16 protein-coding genes are annotated in these 15,518 nt (G+C 63.1%); 7 read left to right on the top strand and 9 right to left on the bottom strand.

The features are described from left to right. Positions 1-14 precede the first annotated feature (14 nt). A complete protein-coding gene (locus ABVN19_RS26195) occupies positions 15-473 on the top strand; it encodes an Lrp/AsnC family transcriptional regulator (protein ID WP_028944367.1) in 459 nt (152 codons plus the stop codon). Here the strand turns inward: ABVN19_RS26195 and ABVN19_RS26190 are convergent. The 3 genes from ABVN19_RS26190 to ABVN19_RS26180 form a co-directional block, all read right to left on the bottom strand. Further along, positions 470-1,072, bottom strand: coding sequence for a 3'-5' exonuclease (locus ABVN19_RS26190; protein WP_028944368.1), 603 nt, complete (start codon positions 1,070-1,072; stop codon positions 470-472). The two genes, ABVN19_RS26195 and ABVN19_RS26190, sit on opposite strands and share 4 nt — an antisense overlap. 21 nt (positions 1,073-1,093) lie before the next feature. Further along, positions 1,094-1,573, bottom strand: a complete 480-nt coding sequence (locus tag ABVN19_RS26185; protein WP_028944369.1) for an NYN domain-containing protein — start codon at positions 1,571-1,573, stop codon at positions 1,094-1,096. 101 nt (positions 1,574-1,674) lie between these two features. Further along, a complete protein-coding gene (locus ABVN19_RS26180) occupies positions 1,675-2,406 on the bottom strand; it encodes a DUF2076 domain-containing protein (protein ID WP_028944370.1) in 732 nt (243 codons plus the stop codon). Between the two features lie 153 nt (positions 2,407-2,559). Between ABVN19_RS26180 and ABVN19_RS26175 the strand changes: the two genes are divergently transcribed. Continuing rightward, positions 2,560-3,216, top strand: a complete 657-nt coding sequence (locus ABVN19_RS26175) for a YciC family protein (RefSeq protein WP_028944371.1) — start codon at positions 2,560-2,562, stop codon at positions 3,214-3,216. Positions 3,217-3,351: 135 nt separating this feature from the next. Then, positions 3,352-3,855 (top strand): hypothetical protein, encoded by a 504-nt coding sequence (locus ABVN19_RS26170; RefSeq protein ID WP_036989929.1) that lies wholly within the window; start codon positions 3,352-3,354, stop codon positions 3,853-3,855. Positions 3,856-3,912: 57 nt separating this feature from the next. On the opposite strand, the gene hrpB is transcribed toward ABVN19_RS26170, so the two are convergent. Next, positions 3,913-6,441 (bottom strand): ATP-dependent helicase HrpB, encoded by a 2,529-nt coding sequence (gene hrpB / locus ABVN19_RS26165; RefSeq protein ID WP_105642182.1) that lies wholly within the window; start codon positions 6,439-6,441, stop codon positions 3,913-3,915. A gap of 118 nt (positions 6,442-6,559) precedes the next feature. Between hrpB and ABVN19_RS26160 the strand changes: the two genes are divergently transcribed. Together ABVN19_RS26160 and ABVN19_RS26155 are read left to right on the top strand one after the other, a co-directional pair. After that, positions 6,560-6,979, top strand: a complete 420-nt coding sequence (locus tag ABVN19_RS26160; protein ID WP_028944374.1) for a hypothetical protein — start codon at positions 6,560-6,562, stop codon at positions 6,977-6,979. A gap of 25 nt (positions 6,980-7,004) precedes the next feature. Next, the gene (locus ABVN19_RS26155) at positions 7,005-7,877 is read left to right on the top strand and encodes a cation diffusion facilitator family transporter (protein WP_105642181.1); all 873 of its coding nucleotides are present in this window, start codon (positions 7,005-7,007) and stop codon (positions 7,875-7,877) included. A 107-nt stretch (positions 7,878-7,984) separates the two neighbouring features. On the opposite strand, the gene ABVN19_RS26150 is transcribed toward ABVN19_RS26155, so the two are convergent. Next, entirely contained in the window at positions 7,985-8,269 is a 285-nt protein-coding gene (locus tag ABVN19_RS26150; RefSeq protein ID WP_105642180.1) for a hypothetical protein, read from the bottom strand. 374 nt (positions 8,270-8,643) lie between these two features. On the opposite strand from ABVN19_RS26150, the gene ABVN19_RS26145 reads away from it, so the two are divergent. Further along, positions 8,644-9,120, top strand: a complete 477-nt coding sequence (locus tag ABVN19_RS26145) for an Lrp/AsnC family transcriptional regulator (protein ID WP_028944377.1) — start codon at positions 8,644-8,646, stop codon at positions 9,118-9,120. A gap of 55 nt (positions 9,121-9,175) precedes the next feature. Further along, on the top strand, positions 9,176-9,379 hold the full coding sequence (locus ABVN19_RS26140; protein ID WP_010222926.1) for a DUF2788 domain-containing protein: 204 nt from the start codon (positions 9,176-9,178) through the stop codon (positions 9,377-9,379). On the opposite strand, the gene ABVN19_RS26135 is transcribed toward ABVN19_RS26140, so the two are convergent. The 4 genes from ABVN19_RS26135 to ABVN19_RS26120 form a co-directional block, all read right to left on the bottom strand. Then, positions 9,376-10,005 (bottom strand): pseudouridine synthase, encoded by a 630-nt coding sequence (locus ABVN19_RS26135; protein WP_105642179.1) that lies wholly within the window; start codon positions 10,003-10,005, stop codon positions 9,376-9,378. The two genes, ABVN19_RS26140 and ABVN19_RS26135, sit on opposite strands and share 4 nt — an antisense overlap. 6 nt (positions 10,006-10,011) lie before the next feature. Then, positions 10,012-11,505 carry an AMP nucleosidase gene (gene amn, locus ABVN19_RS26130; RefSeq protein WP_051270557.1) on the bottom strand — a complete coding sequence of 498 codons (1,494 nt, stop codon included), beginning with the start codon at positions 11,503-11,505 and terminating at the stop codon, positions 10,012-10,014. Positions 11,506-11,549: 44 nt separating this feature from the next. Then, the gene (locus ABVN19_RS26125) at positions 11,550-13,202 is read right to left on the bottom strand and encodes an acyl-CoA dehydrogenase family protein (protein ID WP_028944380.1); all 1,653 of its coding nucleotides are present in this window, start codon (positions 13,200-13,202) and stop codon (positions 11,550-11,552) included. An 85-nt stretch (positions 13,203-13,287) separates the two neighbouring features. Continuing rightward, entirely contained in the window at positions 13,288-15,270 is a 1,983-nt protein-coding gene (locus tag ABVN19_RS26120) for a hybrid sensor histidine kinase/response regulator (protein ID WP_105642178.1), read from the bottom strand. Positions 15,271-15,518: the final 248 nt, after the last annotated feature.

Raw genomic sequence — 15,518 nt, 5'->3', positions numbered from 1 at the left:
CTCCCCGGACGCTCATGGACAAGTACGATCGAATGCTGCTTAGCGCCCTTCTGGAAAATGGCCGCGCCTCTTTTGCCGAGCTTGCGCGCAAGGTCAATCTGTCGGCCCCGGCCGTTGCCGAGCGGGTGGCCAAGCTTGAGGCCAGCGGGGTGATCACCGGCTACCAGGCCAAGGTCGACCTGGAGAAAATCGGCCTGCCGATCCAGTGCGTGATCGAGCTGCGTCTGGCCAGCCACGGTAACCAGCAGACCTACGAAGAACTCACCCAGATCCCGCAATTGACCGAGTGTCATAGGGTAACGGGTGACCCCTGCGTGATCATGCAGGCTGCCGTGGGCTCAATGCCGGAGCTGGAAGAGTTGATCAACCGGGTTGCCCAGTTCGGTTTCAGCAAGACCTCGATCATCCTCTCCAGCGCGGTAGAGCGGCGCTTGCCGCTGGGCCACCTGGAGCACAACGGCAAGAAGGCCTAGCGGTAGGCCTTCAGGGCTTCGCCAATTTTCGCCGCCGGGACTTTCTGCAGGCTGCAGAACAGCGTGTGGGAAGGCGCACCGATACCCTGCTCGCGCAGTTGGCCGGCCAGGTGCTGGGCCAGGTTGGCGGCCATTTCGGCATCGGCCATCGCCCGGTGGGCCGTGCCGGTGTCTGGCAGCCCGGCCCAGCGGGTCAGGGTGCCGAGCTTGTGATTGGGTGCCGACGGCATCAGCCGCCGGGCCAACAGCATCGAGCAGGCAAACCGCTGGCTGCGGCTGCGACCGATCTGCGCCAGCTCGTAGTCCCAGAACTTCTGGTCGAACGAGGCGTTGTGCGCGAGCATTGGCGTATCGCCGACGAACTCGGCCACCTCGTTCATCACCCGGGCAATGGGTGGTGCGCTGCGCAGCATGGCGGTGGTGATGCCGGTCAGGCCGGCGACGAAGGCCGGCACCGCTACGCCTGCATTCATCAGGCTCTGGTACCGCTCGACAATGCGCCCGCGTTCGAGCATGACCACGGCCACTTCGGTCGCCCGGCAGCCTGCGCCCGGCGAGATGCCGGTGGTTTCAAAGTCGATGACAGCTATACGTTCCAAAAAAAGCGACCTCTGTAGAACCTAGTGCTTGAGCAGCAAGGCGCCCTCGATGGGCACATAGCGGCTGGCGGCGCGAATCAATGAATTGGCAGTCAACCCCGGCACGCCGTAGGCCACCGCTTCGATGCCGTGGCGGCTGATGACGCGCTCGAGCAACAAGTCGAAGTCACCATCACCGGATGCCAGGACTACTTCGTCGACCCGGGCAGCGGCATCGATCACATCCAGGGTGATCCCCACGTCCCAGTCGCCCTTGGCCGAGCCGTCGCTGCGCTGGATGTAGGGTTTGAGTTTGACCGTGAAGCCCAGGTTGCGCAGGATCTGCTGAAACTGCTGCTGCTTGCTGTCACCCCGGTCAATGGCATAGGCGACCGCCTCGACGATCTGCCCGTGCTGGCTGATGTCGGCCCACAGCGCGGCATAGTTGAAATGACAGCCGTAGGCCTGGCGCACGGTGTAATAGAGGTTTTGTACATCGGCGAATACCGCGATCTTCTTCACCGCTTATCCTCTTGGCGCCACGGCGCTGGTGCCGGCCGCCGCACACCGGGGCCGTTTCGGCGCCCAGTATGCCAGCCTGGAAGCAGTGCGGGTATGCACGGTCAGACGAAGCTGTCGTCACCGTCGAAGAATCCACCGTCGTCGTTGCCGTAATCGGTCTCCATCAGGTCTCCCTGGCCATTGCCATAGCCGTTGTCGGCGGTCACGCGCTGATCATCATTACTGCCCCAGCCACCACTGTCGCTGGCAGGAGCCGGTTCTTCCTTGATCACTTCGACCACCTCTTGAGGTTGCGAATGATGGTTGAACAGGCTGCTGATGCCTTGGGCCAGCATGACGCCGCCAGCCACTCCAGCCGCTGTCTGCAATGCGCCCCCCAGGAAGCTGCTGGCGCCACCGCGTGCCGAGGAAGCGGGTGCCGCGTTGAAGCCTTGCTGCGGTGCAGAGCCGGCGGGGCTGGATGACCGCGCGGGCTCGCGCCAGCCACCGCCCGATGCGGGCTGGACCTGGGGCCGAGCCGCTTGCGGATCGCGGACGCTGCTGCCAAAGATGCTGGAAAGAAAACCACCGCCGCTGTTCGGTGCAGGGGCCGATGACTGCGCCCTGGCCTGCTGCAGTTCAGCCTGAAGCTGCTTGTTCTGTTCATCCAGACGCTTGAGGGCAGCCTCCTGAACCAGGATTGCCTGGGCCATGTAGTACGGCGCCGCCGGTTGTTGCTGGAGGTGCTCGGCAATTCGCGCCTGGGCCTGGGCGTCGCGAGGCACGGCCGGGTCTTCGGCTTGCTTGAGTCGGCCGAACAGGCCATCGATCAGGGTTTGTTCTTCGCTGTTCATGGGCAACCTCATACACGCCGGGAAATTCGAGTGCTTTGAAAATGGGGCGTCTGGGACGCGGATTCAACACAACTCGGGATGAAACTTTCTTCAGCTTGGAGAGCGGCTGGGCTACAGTTACGCCCTGCTTTTTCTGCCATGCGATGTTGACCGATGAATCCGCTGAGCGTTTTGCGCGACTCCCTGTATTTTTTCCGCCGCCACCTGACCAGCATCGTGCAGCTGTGCCTGCCGCTGGTGGTGCTCGAAACCCTGTGTACCCAACTGCTCTACAGCCAGTTGGGCGATAAGCCCTCGCCGGCCTACGGCATGTTGGTCAGCCTGCTGTTCTACCCGATCTACAGCGCTGCGCTGATCCTCTACCTCGACACCCGCAGCAACGGCGAAGCACCGCCCAAGCGCGACCTGTTCGCCAGGGCCTTGCAACTGTGGCCGACCCTGGCGTTGCTGATCATGATCAGCTCGCTGCTGATCATGGCCGGCGTCGCCCTGTTCGTGCTGCCGGGCATCTGGGTGATGATCAACCTGGTGTTCGCCGAATACCTGCTGGTACTGCGTGGCCTGCCGGTGATTGCCGCCATGCGCGAGAGTGCGCGCATGACCACGGGTAACTTCTGGCGCATCCTGGTGTGCGTGCTCGCGGTTCTCGCTCCGCTGTGGCTGATCGACGGCCTGCTGATGATGGCATTCCCCGAACCGCAGGCTGGCGTGCAGTTTGCCCTCGACAGCCTCAACAGCTTCCTGCAGTTGTTCAGCACCGTGGTGCTGTACCGCTTGTTCATGTTAATCGAGGCCAACGCGACCGCCTGATCCGCCGCCAGGCAACGATCACTCACCAAGAAAGCCTTCGACCTCCAATACCGACTGTCAGGTGCTTATGGTGCGTTTGTGCAGCAAGGCGCTGCTCACCTCGAACCTGACACTCAACGGACAAGGAGTTTCCCCATGGGTGACTTTCAAGAAACAACGCTGCGGTCTGATGCGATCGAGTCGTTTCTCGGCAGGATCTACATGCTCGACAAGGGCCGCGAAATCCCCCTGCGCCTCAGCCAGACCCGCGATAAGTTCACCTGGGGTTTGACCCCGGAATACGACTGGCTTCAGGCCGGCGGAGCCGAGCCCCCCCCTGTGTTCAATTTCGTCTTTCATTCACAGAGCGAAAGCCGACTGCACTTCAACATCTTGGGTACCGGTCAGTCTGCTGCCAAGAGACTCGGCAGCAGCCGCAATGGCTACCTGGGCCTGTACGAGCATGCCGAGGTCAAGGACTACTGGAAGCTCGAACCGCTGGACTGGCGCGAAAACGATCTGGTTTGCCACTGGCGCGACCACCGGGGACATCGCGTCAATGCCATCCCCGACACTCCCCATTACCAGCCTGGCGCCTTTTACCAGTTGAATGTCGAACAAGGCCGGAACTGCGAGTTTCTGGTCAGGCGCATCGGCTGAAGGCATTGATCGGCACGCGACCACCAGGCTTGACCCCTGGTGGCTGCACTGCAGTTTTCAGGTTTTGCGCGGCTTCGCGCGTGCAGTCGCCTCTGCCACCAGCGGATCATCCGGCCAGTAGTGCTTTGGATACCGCCCTTTCAAATCCTTCTTCACTTCGGTGTAGGTACTGCGCCAGAAGTTGGCCAGGTCCTGGGTGACCTGCACCGGACGACGCGCCGGAGACAACACGTGCAGCAGCACCTGTTGGCGGCCCTGGGCAATACGCGGGGTATCGGCCAGGCCAAACAGCTCCTGCAGACGCACGGCCAGAATCGGTGGCGTTTCACTGTAGTCCAGGCGAATGTTTGAACCCGATGGCACACTCAGGTGCGTCGGCGCCCATTCGTCCAGGCGTTGAGGCAGGGGCCAGGGCAGCAGATTGCGCAAGATCGACGACAGGTCGAGGTGGGCGAAGTGGCTCAAGCGGGTGACTTTGCCCAGGTACGGCTGCAGCCAGTGCGGCAGTGAAACCAGCAATGCGGCGTCACTCAGGTCGGGCCATTGCGTGCTGTTGCCTGCTTCGAGGTCCAGTTGGCGCAGCAAGGCCACTCGGGCCTGCCATTGGCGTAGCTCAGGGGTCCACGACAGCAACTCCAGCCCCTTGCGCCGCACCAGCTCCAGCAAGGCCCGGGCGCGGGCATCTTCGTCCAGACCGGTCAATGGCTCACGGCTGAGCACCAACTCACCGACCTTGCGCTGGCGCTCGGCACGCAGCACATTCTCGCGCTCGTCCCAATCCAGAATGTCGAGGGTGCGCACTTGTTCGGCCAGCACCCCGTCGAACAACGCCGGGTCGAAGTCAGCGGCGAGATAAATCCGTTCTTCACGCTGCCCTTGGCGGCTGCCCAGGTCGGCAACCACCAACCAGGGATGCTTCATCAATGCATCGGGCTCACCAAACTGTGCTGCACGGCCATTGGCCAGACGATATTCACCGCCCCCGGCGCGCCGCTGCTGGGCGACCCGGTCGGGGTAGGCAAGCGCCAGCAAAGCGCCCAACCAGCGCGAATGCTCGGGGTCTGCGACCGCTGACCCCGGCTTGCCACGCAGATAGCCGCGATACTGCCTGGCCAGTTGCCGGGCACGCTGCACGCCACCCTGCCCGCCCCTTGCCGCACGGGCTTCACCGCTGAGCAGCGCCAGGCGACTGTGCAGATCGGCGCCGCCACCGCGCAATAAGTCGCGCTCACCGAGCAACGCGGCCACATCACAGGCCATGTTCGCCAGCCCCAGGTCCTGGCCACGCAACAACAAATGGGCGATACGCGGATGGGCCGGCAGTTCGGCCATGGCCTGACCGTGGGTACTCAGGCTGTACTGGCCGTCGGCCTTGAAGGCACCCAGGCGCTGCAACAGATCCAGTGCCTGGGTATAGGCGGCTGCAGGCGGCTGATCGAGCCAACGCAACTGCTCTGGCGTCACGCCCCAGCGGGCCAGTTGCAAGGCCAATCCGGCAAGGTCGGCCTGGAGAATTTCAGCGCTGCCGTAAGCGGCCAGTTGCTCATGCTGGGCCTCGGACCACAACCGGTAGCACACACCCGGCTCCAGACGTCCCGCCCGCCCAGCCCGCTGGGTGGCGCTGGCCCGGGAAATCCGCTGGGTGTCGAGCCGGGTCATGCCGCTGCCCGGGTCGAATCGCGGCACTCGCGCCAACCCCGCGTCCACTACGACACGAACGCCATTGATGGTCAGGCTGGTCTCGGCGATGTTGGTGGCCAGCACCACCTTGCGTTTACCCGGTGGCGCGGCATCGATGGCGGCGCGCTGGACGTTGAGGTCCAGCTCGCCATGCAAGGGGCACAACAGAATGTCGGGGCGCTCGCCCAGGGCATCCTGCAGCTGCTGATGCACTCGCCGGATTTCCGCCTGCCCCGGGAGAAACACCAGCAGGCTGCCGCTTTCGTCGACAACAGCCTGCAACACGGTGTCGACCACCCGTGGCTCGATGAACTCGCCCGGCTGGAACGGCCGCCCCCAGCGCACATCGACCGGGTACATGCGCCCTTCACTGCTGATCACCGGCGCTGCATCCAGCAGGCTCGACAGGCGTTCGCCTTCGAGAGTCGCCGACATCAGCAGAATTTTCAGCGGTGGCTCGTCGCGCAGCAATTCACGGCCATTGAGGCTCAGGGCCAGGGCCAGGTCGGCATCCAGGCTGCGCTCGTGATATTCATCGAAGATCAGCAGGCCGACGCCTTCCAGTGCCGGGTCTGCCTGCAGGCGGCGGGTGAGAATGCCCTCGGTGACCACTTCGATACGGGTCGTGGGGCCAACCTTGCTGTCCAGCCGGATCCGGTAACCGACGGTCTGCCCGACCTGCTCGCCCAGCTCACTGGCCAACCGCTCGGCCGCCGCGCGAGCCGCCAGTCGACGTGGTTCGAGCATCAGAATGGTCTGGTCGCCCAGCCACGGCTCGTTGAGCAGTGCCAATGGCACGCGGGTTGTCTTGCCGGCGCCGGGTGGCGCTTCGAGCACGGCTTCGTGGCGCAGGCGCAAGGCATCACGTAAGGCTGGCAGTACGGCATCGATCGGTAATGAATTCATGGTGGCCCTCAAACAATGCGCCGAGTATAACGGCGAACCGAGCCTGCCTTATCATGGTCTTAGCTGTAGATACCGGCTCTTTGCCTGTATCTTTGAGGCCTTCATTCCGGAGATTTCCATGCGTATTCCCTCCCGCGTCATCGGCGGCGTTCTGGTCGCCACCCTGCTGACTCAACTGACGGCCTGCGGCACGATTTTCTTCCCTGACCGACGCGGCCAGATCGAAGGCAAGATCGACCCGGTAGTCGCCGCCCTCGATGCCATCGGCATCTTGTTCTATGTGCTCCCGGGCCTGATTGCCTTCGGTGTCGACTTCGCCACCGGCGCCATCTATCTGCCGGGTGGCACCACCGCGCAAGTGGCCCCGGAAAAACTCAACCAGGCCATCGGCGCCGACGGCAAGGTCGACAACAGCAAGCTGCAGGCTATCCTCGAAAGCGAACTGGGCCAGCGCCTGCCGCTGAACGACCCGCGCCTGATCCAGCACAAGGGCAGCGTCGAGCAACTGGCGATGTACGGCCTCAAGCCCGCCGCCTGAGCACTGAAAGGAAGCCCCCTGCAGCATGACCCCTTCGGCTGAGCATCAACGCCTGCTGCGCCTGGCCACCCGCGCCTCTTTGGCGGTGGCCAGTATTCTGATCCTCACCAAGGCAGTGGCCTGGTGGCTCAGCGGGTCGGTGAGCCTGTTGGCGGGCCTGACCGACTCGGCACTTGATGGCGTCGCCTCGTTCCTCAACCTGCTGGCCGTGCACTACGCCTTGCGCCCGGCCGATGACGATCACCGCTATGGCCACGGCAAGGCCGAAGCCATGGCCGGCATGGCTCAGGCGTTGTTCATCGGGGTCAGTGCCGTGCTGATCGGCGTACAGGCCGTGGAGCGCTTGCAAAATCCCCAACCCTTGGGCGACACCGCCATTGGTATTGCCGTGATGCTGCTGTCACTCGGATTGACCGTGGCCTTGCTGATGCTCCAGGCCAAGGTGATCCGCATTACCGGCTCCACCGCCGTGCGCGCCGACTCGCTGCACTACCGCTCCGACCTGCTGCTCAACGGCAGCATCCTCATTGCCCTGGTGCTGGCACGCCTGGGCTGGCCACAACTGGATGCCTTCTTCGGCCTTGGCATTGCGATGTATATTCTCTGGAGCGCTGTGCAGATTGCCCGGGAGAGCACCGCGATCCTGATGGACAAGGAGTTGCCCGGCGACATCAGCGAGCAGATGCTGGCGCTGGCCTGCAGCGTGCCGGGTGTACGCGGCGCCCACGACCTGCGCACCCGGGTGTCGGGGAGCCACTGGTTCGTGCAACTGCACCTGGAGCTACCGGGTGAATTGCCACTCACCCAGGCCCATGCCCTGTGCGACCAGGCGGCTGCCGCGATCCATCGCAAATACCCCAGGGCAGAGGTGCTGGTACACGCCGACCCTGTACCGTAGTCCGGCAGCCTTTGTAGCCGCTGCCGTCAGCCTGCGATCGTCGGCGTAGCAATCGCCACTGACGTCCCACGGCCGCTTCGCGGCCGATCACAGCCTTGCGGTAGCGGCTACCAACGCAGTTGCTCCTGCCTGATGCCGCGCCTGGCCAGGCACTTCTCCAGTGCTCGCCGGTAATCCAGCTGCTGCTCTGCCCAACGACCGCACGCGTAGCGATCCCGCTCCCAACGGCTCGGGTAGCGCCGGGGAACGTCCTCGTAGTATCCGATCCTAGGGGGCTGGGTCTGGCGCACCTGGTCGGGCCGCGGCTGCAACGGCGACCCTTCCTGAGCCCAGCCCTGCAGACAGCTGCACAACAAACCAACACCAGCCAGCGGCCAGATTCGCGACTTCATGCTCTTTCTCCCGAGGGGCTATGCATCGCTATCGGCCGCAACCGGAAAAATCGCAGGCAATAAAAAAGGGAGACCAAACGGTCTCCCTTCGAGAATTTTGTCCGTGCTCGACGCTTGTGACGTCGGCTCACCTCACGCTGTCTTGTGAACAGTGTGTAGCCCGGGGGCCGAGCACAACCCCTTAGGTTGCTGGCCGCAGCTGCCCCGATAAGGCCAGCTGCACTGGACTGATGTCCGGGCAGTGATTCTGGGTATAAGCATAAGGCTGCAGCGCCGGCAGCGGATTGCGAAGATTGCTCATTAAAATAGCACTTGCGCAATTTTTAGCTACGGATTGATAATTCGCCGCAATTGAAATAGAAAAGGCATGTTCCATGAGCAAACTGGACCGCTACGACCTGAGCATTCTTGCCGAATTGCAGCGCGATGCGCGCATCTCCAACCAGGAACTGGCCGAACGCATCGGCCTTTCGCCCTCGCCCTGCTCGCGACGGGTCAAGCAACTGGAAGACGACGGCTACATTTCGCGCCAGGTTGCCCTGCTCGACCGCAAGAAGCTGGGCCTGAGCCTCACCGCCTACGTGCTGATCGGCATGGACCGACACACCCCGGAACGCTTCGAGGCCTTTGAAACGGCGATTCGCAACCTGCCCCAGGTGCTTGAATGCAGCCTGGTCACCGGGATGGACGCCGACTACCAGCTCAAGGTGGTGGTGCCCGACATGGACCACTACCAGAAGCTGCTGCTGGGCCACTTGACCCGAATCGAAGGGGTGACCAGCGTGCGTTCGAGCTTTGTGCTCAACCAGGTGCTGGCCAGCACCGAACTACCGCTGACGCACCTGCGTTAGTCAGAGCGGCAAGCGGGGCGTATAATCGCGCGCCTCAACCTGCCGGAGAGTATCGATGGATCCTGCGTTGTTCGAAGAATGGATGATGACCATCCTGGTCACCATCCTGATTGGTTTCATGGGTTTTATCGTCTGGGACCTGGCGAAAAAATCCAAGGCCGGCAAGTTCGGCACCTTCATCCTGTTTTTCGTGCTGGGCCTGGGCATCCTCGCCTTCATCATCAAAAGCGTGGTGATCGGCTTTATCGAAGGCGTCTAGCGCTTGACCGGTACTTCCCGCCACTGCCCCTGATCCAGCCCCTCCAGCGTCCAGTCGCCGATCCGCACCCGTACCAGGCGCAGGGTCGGCAGGCCGACGGCTGCCGTCATGCGCCGCACCTGGCGGTTGCGCCCTTCCTTGATCACCAGTTCCAGCCACCGGGTGGGCACGCTTTTACGAAAGCGCACCGGCGGATTGCGCGGCCATAGTTGCGGCTCTTCAAGCTGCCGGGCCTGGGCAGGCAAGGTGGGGCCGTCATTGAGTTCGACGCCGTCGCGCAGCCGTTGCAATTGCTCCTCGGTCGGCTCGCCTTCCACCTGTACCCAATAGGTTTTCGCCAGCTTGTGCTTGGGGTCGGCGATGCGCGCCTGCAACTGGCCGTCGTTGGTCAACAACAAGAGCCCTTCGCTGTCGCGGTCCAGACGCCCGGCCGGATAGACACCGGGGATGTCGATGTAGTCCTTGAGGGTCGCACGCCCTTCACCGTCACTGAACTGGGTCAGTACGTCAAAAGGCTTGTTGAACAGGATCAACCGCGGCTCGGCCGGCGGCGCCTTGGCTTGGCGACGCGGACCGGCGGGTTTGGCCGCGGGACGACGCGGCGTGGAACGTGGGGGTAACGGCATGGGGCCTCAGCGGAACGGCGGCTCATCGAAACTGCGCAGTTTACGCGAGTGCAGCGAATGGAGTTCGGTGCGCAGCAGGTCCAATGCCGCAATACCGATCTTCAAGTGCTGGCTGACCGCCCGATTGTAGAAGGCGTTGGCCGCTCCCGGCAGCTTGATTTCGCTGTGCAGCGGCTTGTCCGAGACGCAGAGCAAGGTGCCATATGGCACCCGCAGGCGATAACCCTGGGCGGCAATGGTGCCGCTCTCCATGTCGACCGCCACGGCACGCGACAGGTTGATCAATGGTCGTTCCTGAGCCCAGCGCAGCTCCCAGTTGCGGTCGTCGTAGGTCAGCACGGTGCCGGTACGCAGGCGCTTTTTCAGCTCATCGCCACGTTCGCCGGTCACCTGGGCAGCAGCTTCCTGCAGCGCCAGCTGCACCTCGGCGAGGGCCGGGATCGGAATATGCGGCGGTACCACCCGGTCCAGAATGCCGTCACGGCGCATGTAGGCGTGCGCCAGTACATAGTCACCGATGGTCTGCGACTGCCGCAGCCCACCACAGTGACCGATCATCAGCCAGCAATGCGGGCGCAGCACCGCGAGGTGGTCGGTGATGTTCTTGGCGTTGGAAGGCCCCACACCAATGTTGACCAGCGTGATGCCATCGCCGTCGGCAGCAATCAGGTGGTAGGCCGGCATCTGGTAGCGGTGCCAGACCACCCCTGCCACCAAGGCCTGGGCTTCACCGTTGTCCATGCTCTTTTCAATGACCACGTTGCCTGGCAAGACCATGCGCACAAAGCGTGGGTCATCGCGCAACTGCTCAAGGCCATGACTGACGAACTGATCGACATAGCGGTGGTAGTTGGTCAGCAGGATCCACGGTTGCACGTGGCGCCAGTCGCTGCCGGTGTAGTGCACCAGGCGACGCAGCGAGAAATCCACCCGCGCCGCATCGAACAGCGCCAGCGGCAAGGGGTCGACGTTGGCCCAGTCGTAGAGGCCATCGGCGATGCCATCGGTGGCCGCCGACAGGTCGGTGCTGGGGAACACCCGTGCAAGTGCTGCCGCGGTGATCCCGGTACCGGCCAGCTCGTCGCCCTGCTCGACCACATAGGGATAGGGGATGTTCTGCTCGCTGACGCCGACTTCAACCTTTACGGTGAAGTCGCGCATCAGTGGCTTCAATTGCTCCAGCAGATAGTTACGAAAAGATGCGGGCTGGGTCACGGTGACGCTGTAAGTACCAGGCAGTTGCACCTTGGCGTAGGCCCGGGTGATGGCCGGTACTTCGCCGTGGTACTCGTAGGTCAGGCGCAGCTCCGGGTAACGGAACTGCGCACGTTCTTCGGCGTTGGGCTCGGTGCGGTCCTTGAGGTAGCGCTTGAGCGCCAGGCTCAGGGCCGCGGTGGCTTGCTCGTGCAGGCTCGCCAGACGATCGACGGCCTGCTCGGCGGTTTCTACGACAACGAAGGCTTCATCAGTACGGCTCACAATGTACTTCCTGTCTGACATGCATGCCTCCATCTTGCCTACTTATTCAGGCAAAGGCACGCACGTTAGAGCGGCCAGTTCGGGGTCGCGCGTGCCACCAGTTCGCCAACATCCACCCCTCGCGGCAACACCCCGTAGACCCGGCCACTGCCGCCCAGTCGGCTGCCAATGAAGGCGTCGCTGACCGTGGCGTTACCGGCCTCGAGCAACAGCTTGGCCTGCAGGCCCAGGGCGATGTCTTCAGTGAGCTGGCGGGCGCGGTACTGGATATCGCCGGTGTCGGCGAATGCCGCCTTGAGGTTGCCGATATGCGCCGCCAACCGCGGGTCGCCATGGCCGTCGCCCAATTCGTCGAACAGGGTGTCGAGGACACCCGGCTCCTTGGACAGCGCACGCAGTACATCCAGGCACTGAACGTTGCCTGAACCTTCCCAGGTCGAGTTGACCGGTGCCTCGCGGTACAGCCTTGGCAGGATGCTTTCTTCGACATACCCGGCGCCGCCCATGCACTCGGCGGCCTCGTTGATCATGGCCGGGGCACGCTTGCAGATCCAATACTTGCCTACCGCCGTCACCAGCCGAGCAAAGCGGGCCTGGTGGGCATCGTCGGGTTGATCCAGGGCGTGCCCCATGCGCAGGCTCAGCGCCAGCGCGGCTTCGCTTTCCAGGGCCAGGTCAGCCAGCACGTTCTGCATCAGTGGCTGCTCGGCCAGCAGGCGGCCACCTACCTTTCGATGGGCACAATGGTGCGCGGCCTGGGTCAGGGCCTGGCGCATCAAGGCGCTGGAGCCAACCATGCAGTCGAAGCGGGTCATGGCGACCATCTCGATAATGGTCGGTACGCCGCGCCCCTCTTCGCCAATCATCCAGGCCAGGGCACCGCGAAACTCCACTTCACTGGAGGCGTTGGAGCAATTGCCCAACTTGTTCTTCAGGCGCTGGATGTAGAACTGGTTGCGACTGTCATCCGGGCGGTGACGCGGCAGCAGGAAGCAGCTCAGGCCCTTTTCAGTCTGGGCCAGGGTCAGGAAGGCATCGCACATCGGTGCCGAGCAGAACCATTTGTGCCCGACCAGTTCGTAAGCCTGGCCCGGCCCCGGCGCGCCCACCGGATACGCCCGCGTGGTGTTGGCCCGCACATCGGTACCACCCTGCTTCTCGGTCATGGCCATGCCCAGGGTCACACCGACCTTGTGCCGGTCACCGATATTGCGCGGGTCGTATTCGCTGGCGAGGACCTTCGGCAGCCAGTATTCCGCGAGTTCCGGCTGCAGTTTGAGCGCCGGCACGGCGGCAAAGGTCATGGTCAACGGACAGCCGCTACCGGCTTCGGCCTGGCTGTGCAGGTACGTCATCGAGGCACGGGCAACATGGGCGCCGTCGCGAGGGTTGGTCCAGGGCAGCGAGGGCAGGCCATGCTCAATGGCCGTGCGCATCAGCTCATGGTAGGCCGGATGAAACTCCACCAGATCGACACGGTGACCATAGCGATCATGGCTGCTGAACTGGGGCTTGTTCTGGTTGGCCAGAAACCCCGCCGCCATCAATGGGCCACCGGCCAACGCCCCGTACGCATCGATCCGCGCCTCGGCCCAGCCAGCCCCATAACGCCGTGACCATTGCTGCAGGGGCACGTCGATGCGGTAGAGATTGGCACCCTCCAGCGATGGCGGCTGGTTGGTAACCTCATGGGTTTCAGCGTACTGGTGCAGGTTCATCGGGGAGGGCCTCCTGGATCCGGACGTGTCTGAAATTTCAGTGAATCACGCCCTGCCCCCCGCTCAAAGTGACAAAAATGCCTAACTAGCTGCGATTTAACCCCTGGCGGCTCATCGCCTGCGGCTGGCTCAAGGCCAGGCTCAGACCCAGCTCGAATCGACTGCCAAGGCCCGGGTTGGACTCATGCTGCAAGCGTGCGCCCATCAGTTCGGCCAACTGCCGGCAAATCGCCAGACCAATGCCCAGGCCGCCGTACTGCCTGGTCATCGAGCCATCGACCTGGAAGAAGCGCTGGTACAAGTTGGAATCGTCGAGGCTGTCGAAACCGATGCCACTGTCACTGACACTGATCGACAAGCCGATCAGGTGCGGCTCCTGCAATTGCCCCCTGACCTGCAGCATCACGCCACCCTGGTGGGTGAACTTGATACCGTTGTCGAGCAGGTAGCTGATGCACAGCGCCAGCTTGTGCCGGTCGCCAACCACCATCTCGGGCAGGTCGGCCGGAGTATCCAGGCTCAGGTACAAGCCCTTGGCCAGGGCCGACCCTGCGTATTTGGCGCGCAGTTCCTGCACCAGCGCGCGCAAGCCGAAGGGGGCGTTCTGTGCGCTCAACCGCCCGGCCTGAAGCTCGGTAAGAATCAGGATGTCGTCGACCATGCCCATCATGTCCTGGGCCGCGGCACTGGCGGTACGCTGATACTGGGCCAGCTCGGGGTCCAGCGGCAGCGTCTGCATCAATTCCAGCGAGCCGATCACCCCATTCATCGGCGTGCGCAGCTCGTGGGTCACCGTGGCCAGGAACTCGTCTTTGAGCCGGTTGCTATTGGCCAACTGCTGGTTCAGGCGTTCCAGGGTCTGGCCGGTCTCACGCAGGGCCTGGGCCTGCTGGTCACGCATGCTGTTGATCCGGTCGGCCAGGGCCAGCGACAGCAGGCCGACTTCCAGGGCCGAGCCGATCTGGCTGGCGTACATGGTCAGGAATACATTGGGCAGGTAGCCCAGGACCATCAGCGTGTTGACCAGCCCACCGAGCAGGAAAGCCGACCAGGCAATGATGAAGTAACGCGCCACTCGCAGGCCGCGGCGCCAGGCGAATACCCCGGCGGCAAAAATACTCACGGTAAACAGCAGGGCCAGCGCCGTGGCCAGGCGCAAGGCAATGGCATAGCTGCTGGTCAGCGACAACAGCATGACCAGTACGCCACCGGCCATCAGCACCTTGAGCAGGTTATCGAATACTCGGCTGTGCTGGCCTAGCTGCAGGAAGCTGCGGGCGAACTGACAGCCGAACAATCCGGCGGCCCCGATGAACATCGGCGTGGCCGCGTTCGCCCACCAGGGGTTGTCGGGCCAGAAGTACGCCACGCCGGCACCGTTGACCGATACCTGGTAAAGGCCGAACGAGGCGATATAGAGGATGTAGTAGAGGTAGCTGGTGTCACGCACGCTGAGGTAGATGAACAGGTTGTACACCAGCATGCCCAGCAGTACGCCGTAGATCAGGCCAAGCACATAGAGGCGGGTGGGTTGCTCTTCCAGGTAAGCCTTGGCAGACCACAACGTCAAGGGTGCCTGTACCGAGCCCTGGCTGTGCAGACGCAAGTAGGCGGTGGTGGTTTGCCCGGGGACAAAGGGCAGCTCGAACAGGTAGTTGTTCTGCTCGATCTGGCGGCTGGAATAGGGCAAGGCATCACCGGTGCGCTGCGCAAGGCGGAACGTACCGGCAGCGTCCGGCAGGTAGAGTTCCAGGTGATCCAGCGGCGGGTAGGCCAGCTCCAGCAACCAACTGCGCGGGGCGGCCGAAGACAGGGCGGTGTAGTGCAGATCGAGCCGGATCCAGAACACCGACGTTGAATAACCGGCGTTGAGTACATCGGCGTGGTGCCGGCGAAAATGCTCGCTGAACGCCGGAGCACTCACCTGCGCAATGCTGGAATTGCCCTCGCGATCCTCGAACACGTGCATTACCCGCCCCAGGGGCAGGCTGCGCGTTGAGTCGTCGAAATCGACCGCCCCGGCCAGCAGTGGCAACCAGCCCAGCACAACAATCAGCAAATAGCGCATACAGCCCCAGCATGGTCTGTCCCGGTCGTGTCGCAATGGCCTCCCATCCGTTTGAGGCGACGCAATCCGGCAGTAACCGTTATCGGTAGATTCGAGCACTCTAGCATAGCTTTTCAAGGCCGCCAGAGGCTACTTAAAACTTTGTACGAGAGGCTCTAGAACGGCACTTTCAGAGCTTTACACAAGCACTTCCTGACCACTTGATCAAAAAACCTCACTGCAGGGGCAGACCCGACAAAAGCGATTGG

Source organism: Pseudomonas vranovensis, assembly GCF_040438935.1.
GTDB lineage: Bacteria > Pseudomonadota > Gammaproteobacteria > Pseudomonadales > Pseudomonadaceae > Aquipseudomonas > Aquipseudomonas vranovensis.
Note: the sequence above shows the minus strand (reverse complement) of the source record. Positions and strands in the feature narration are given on the sequence as shown.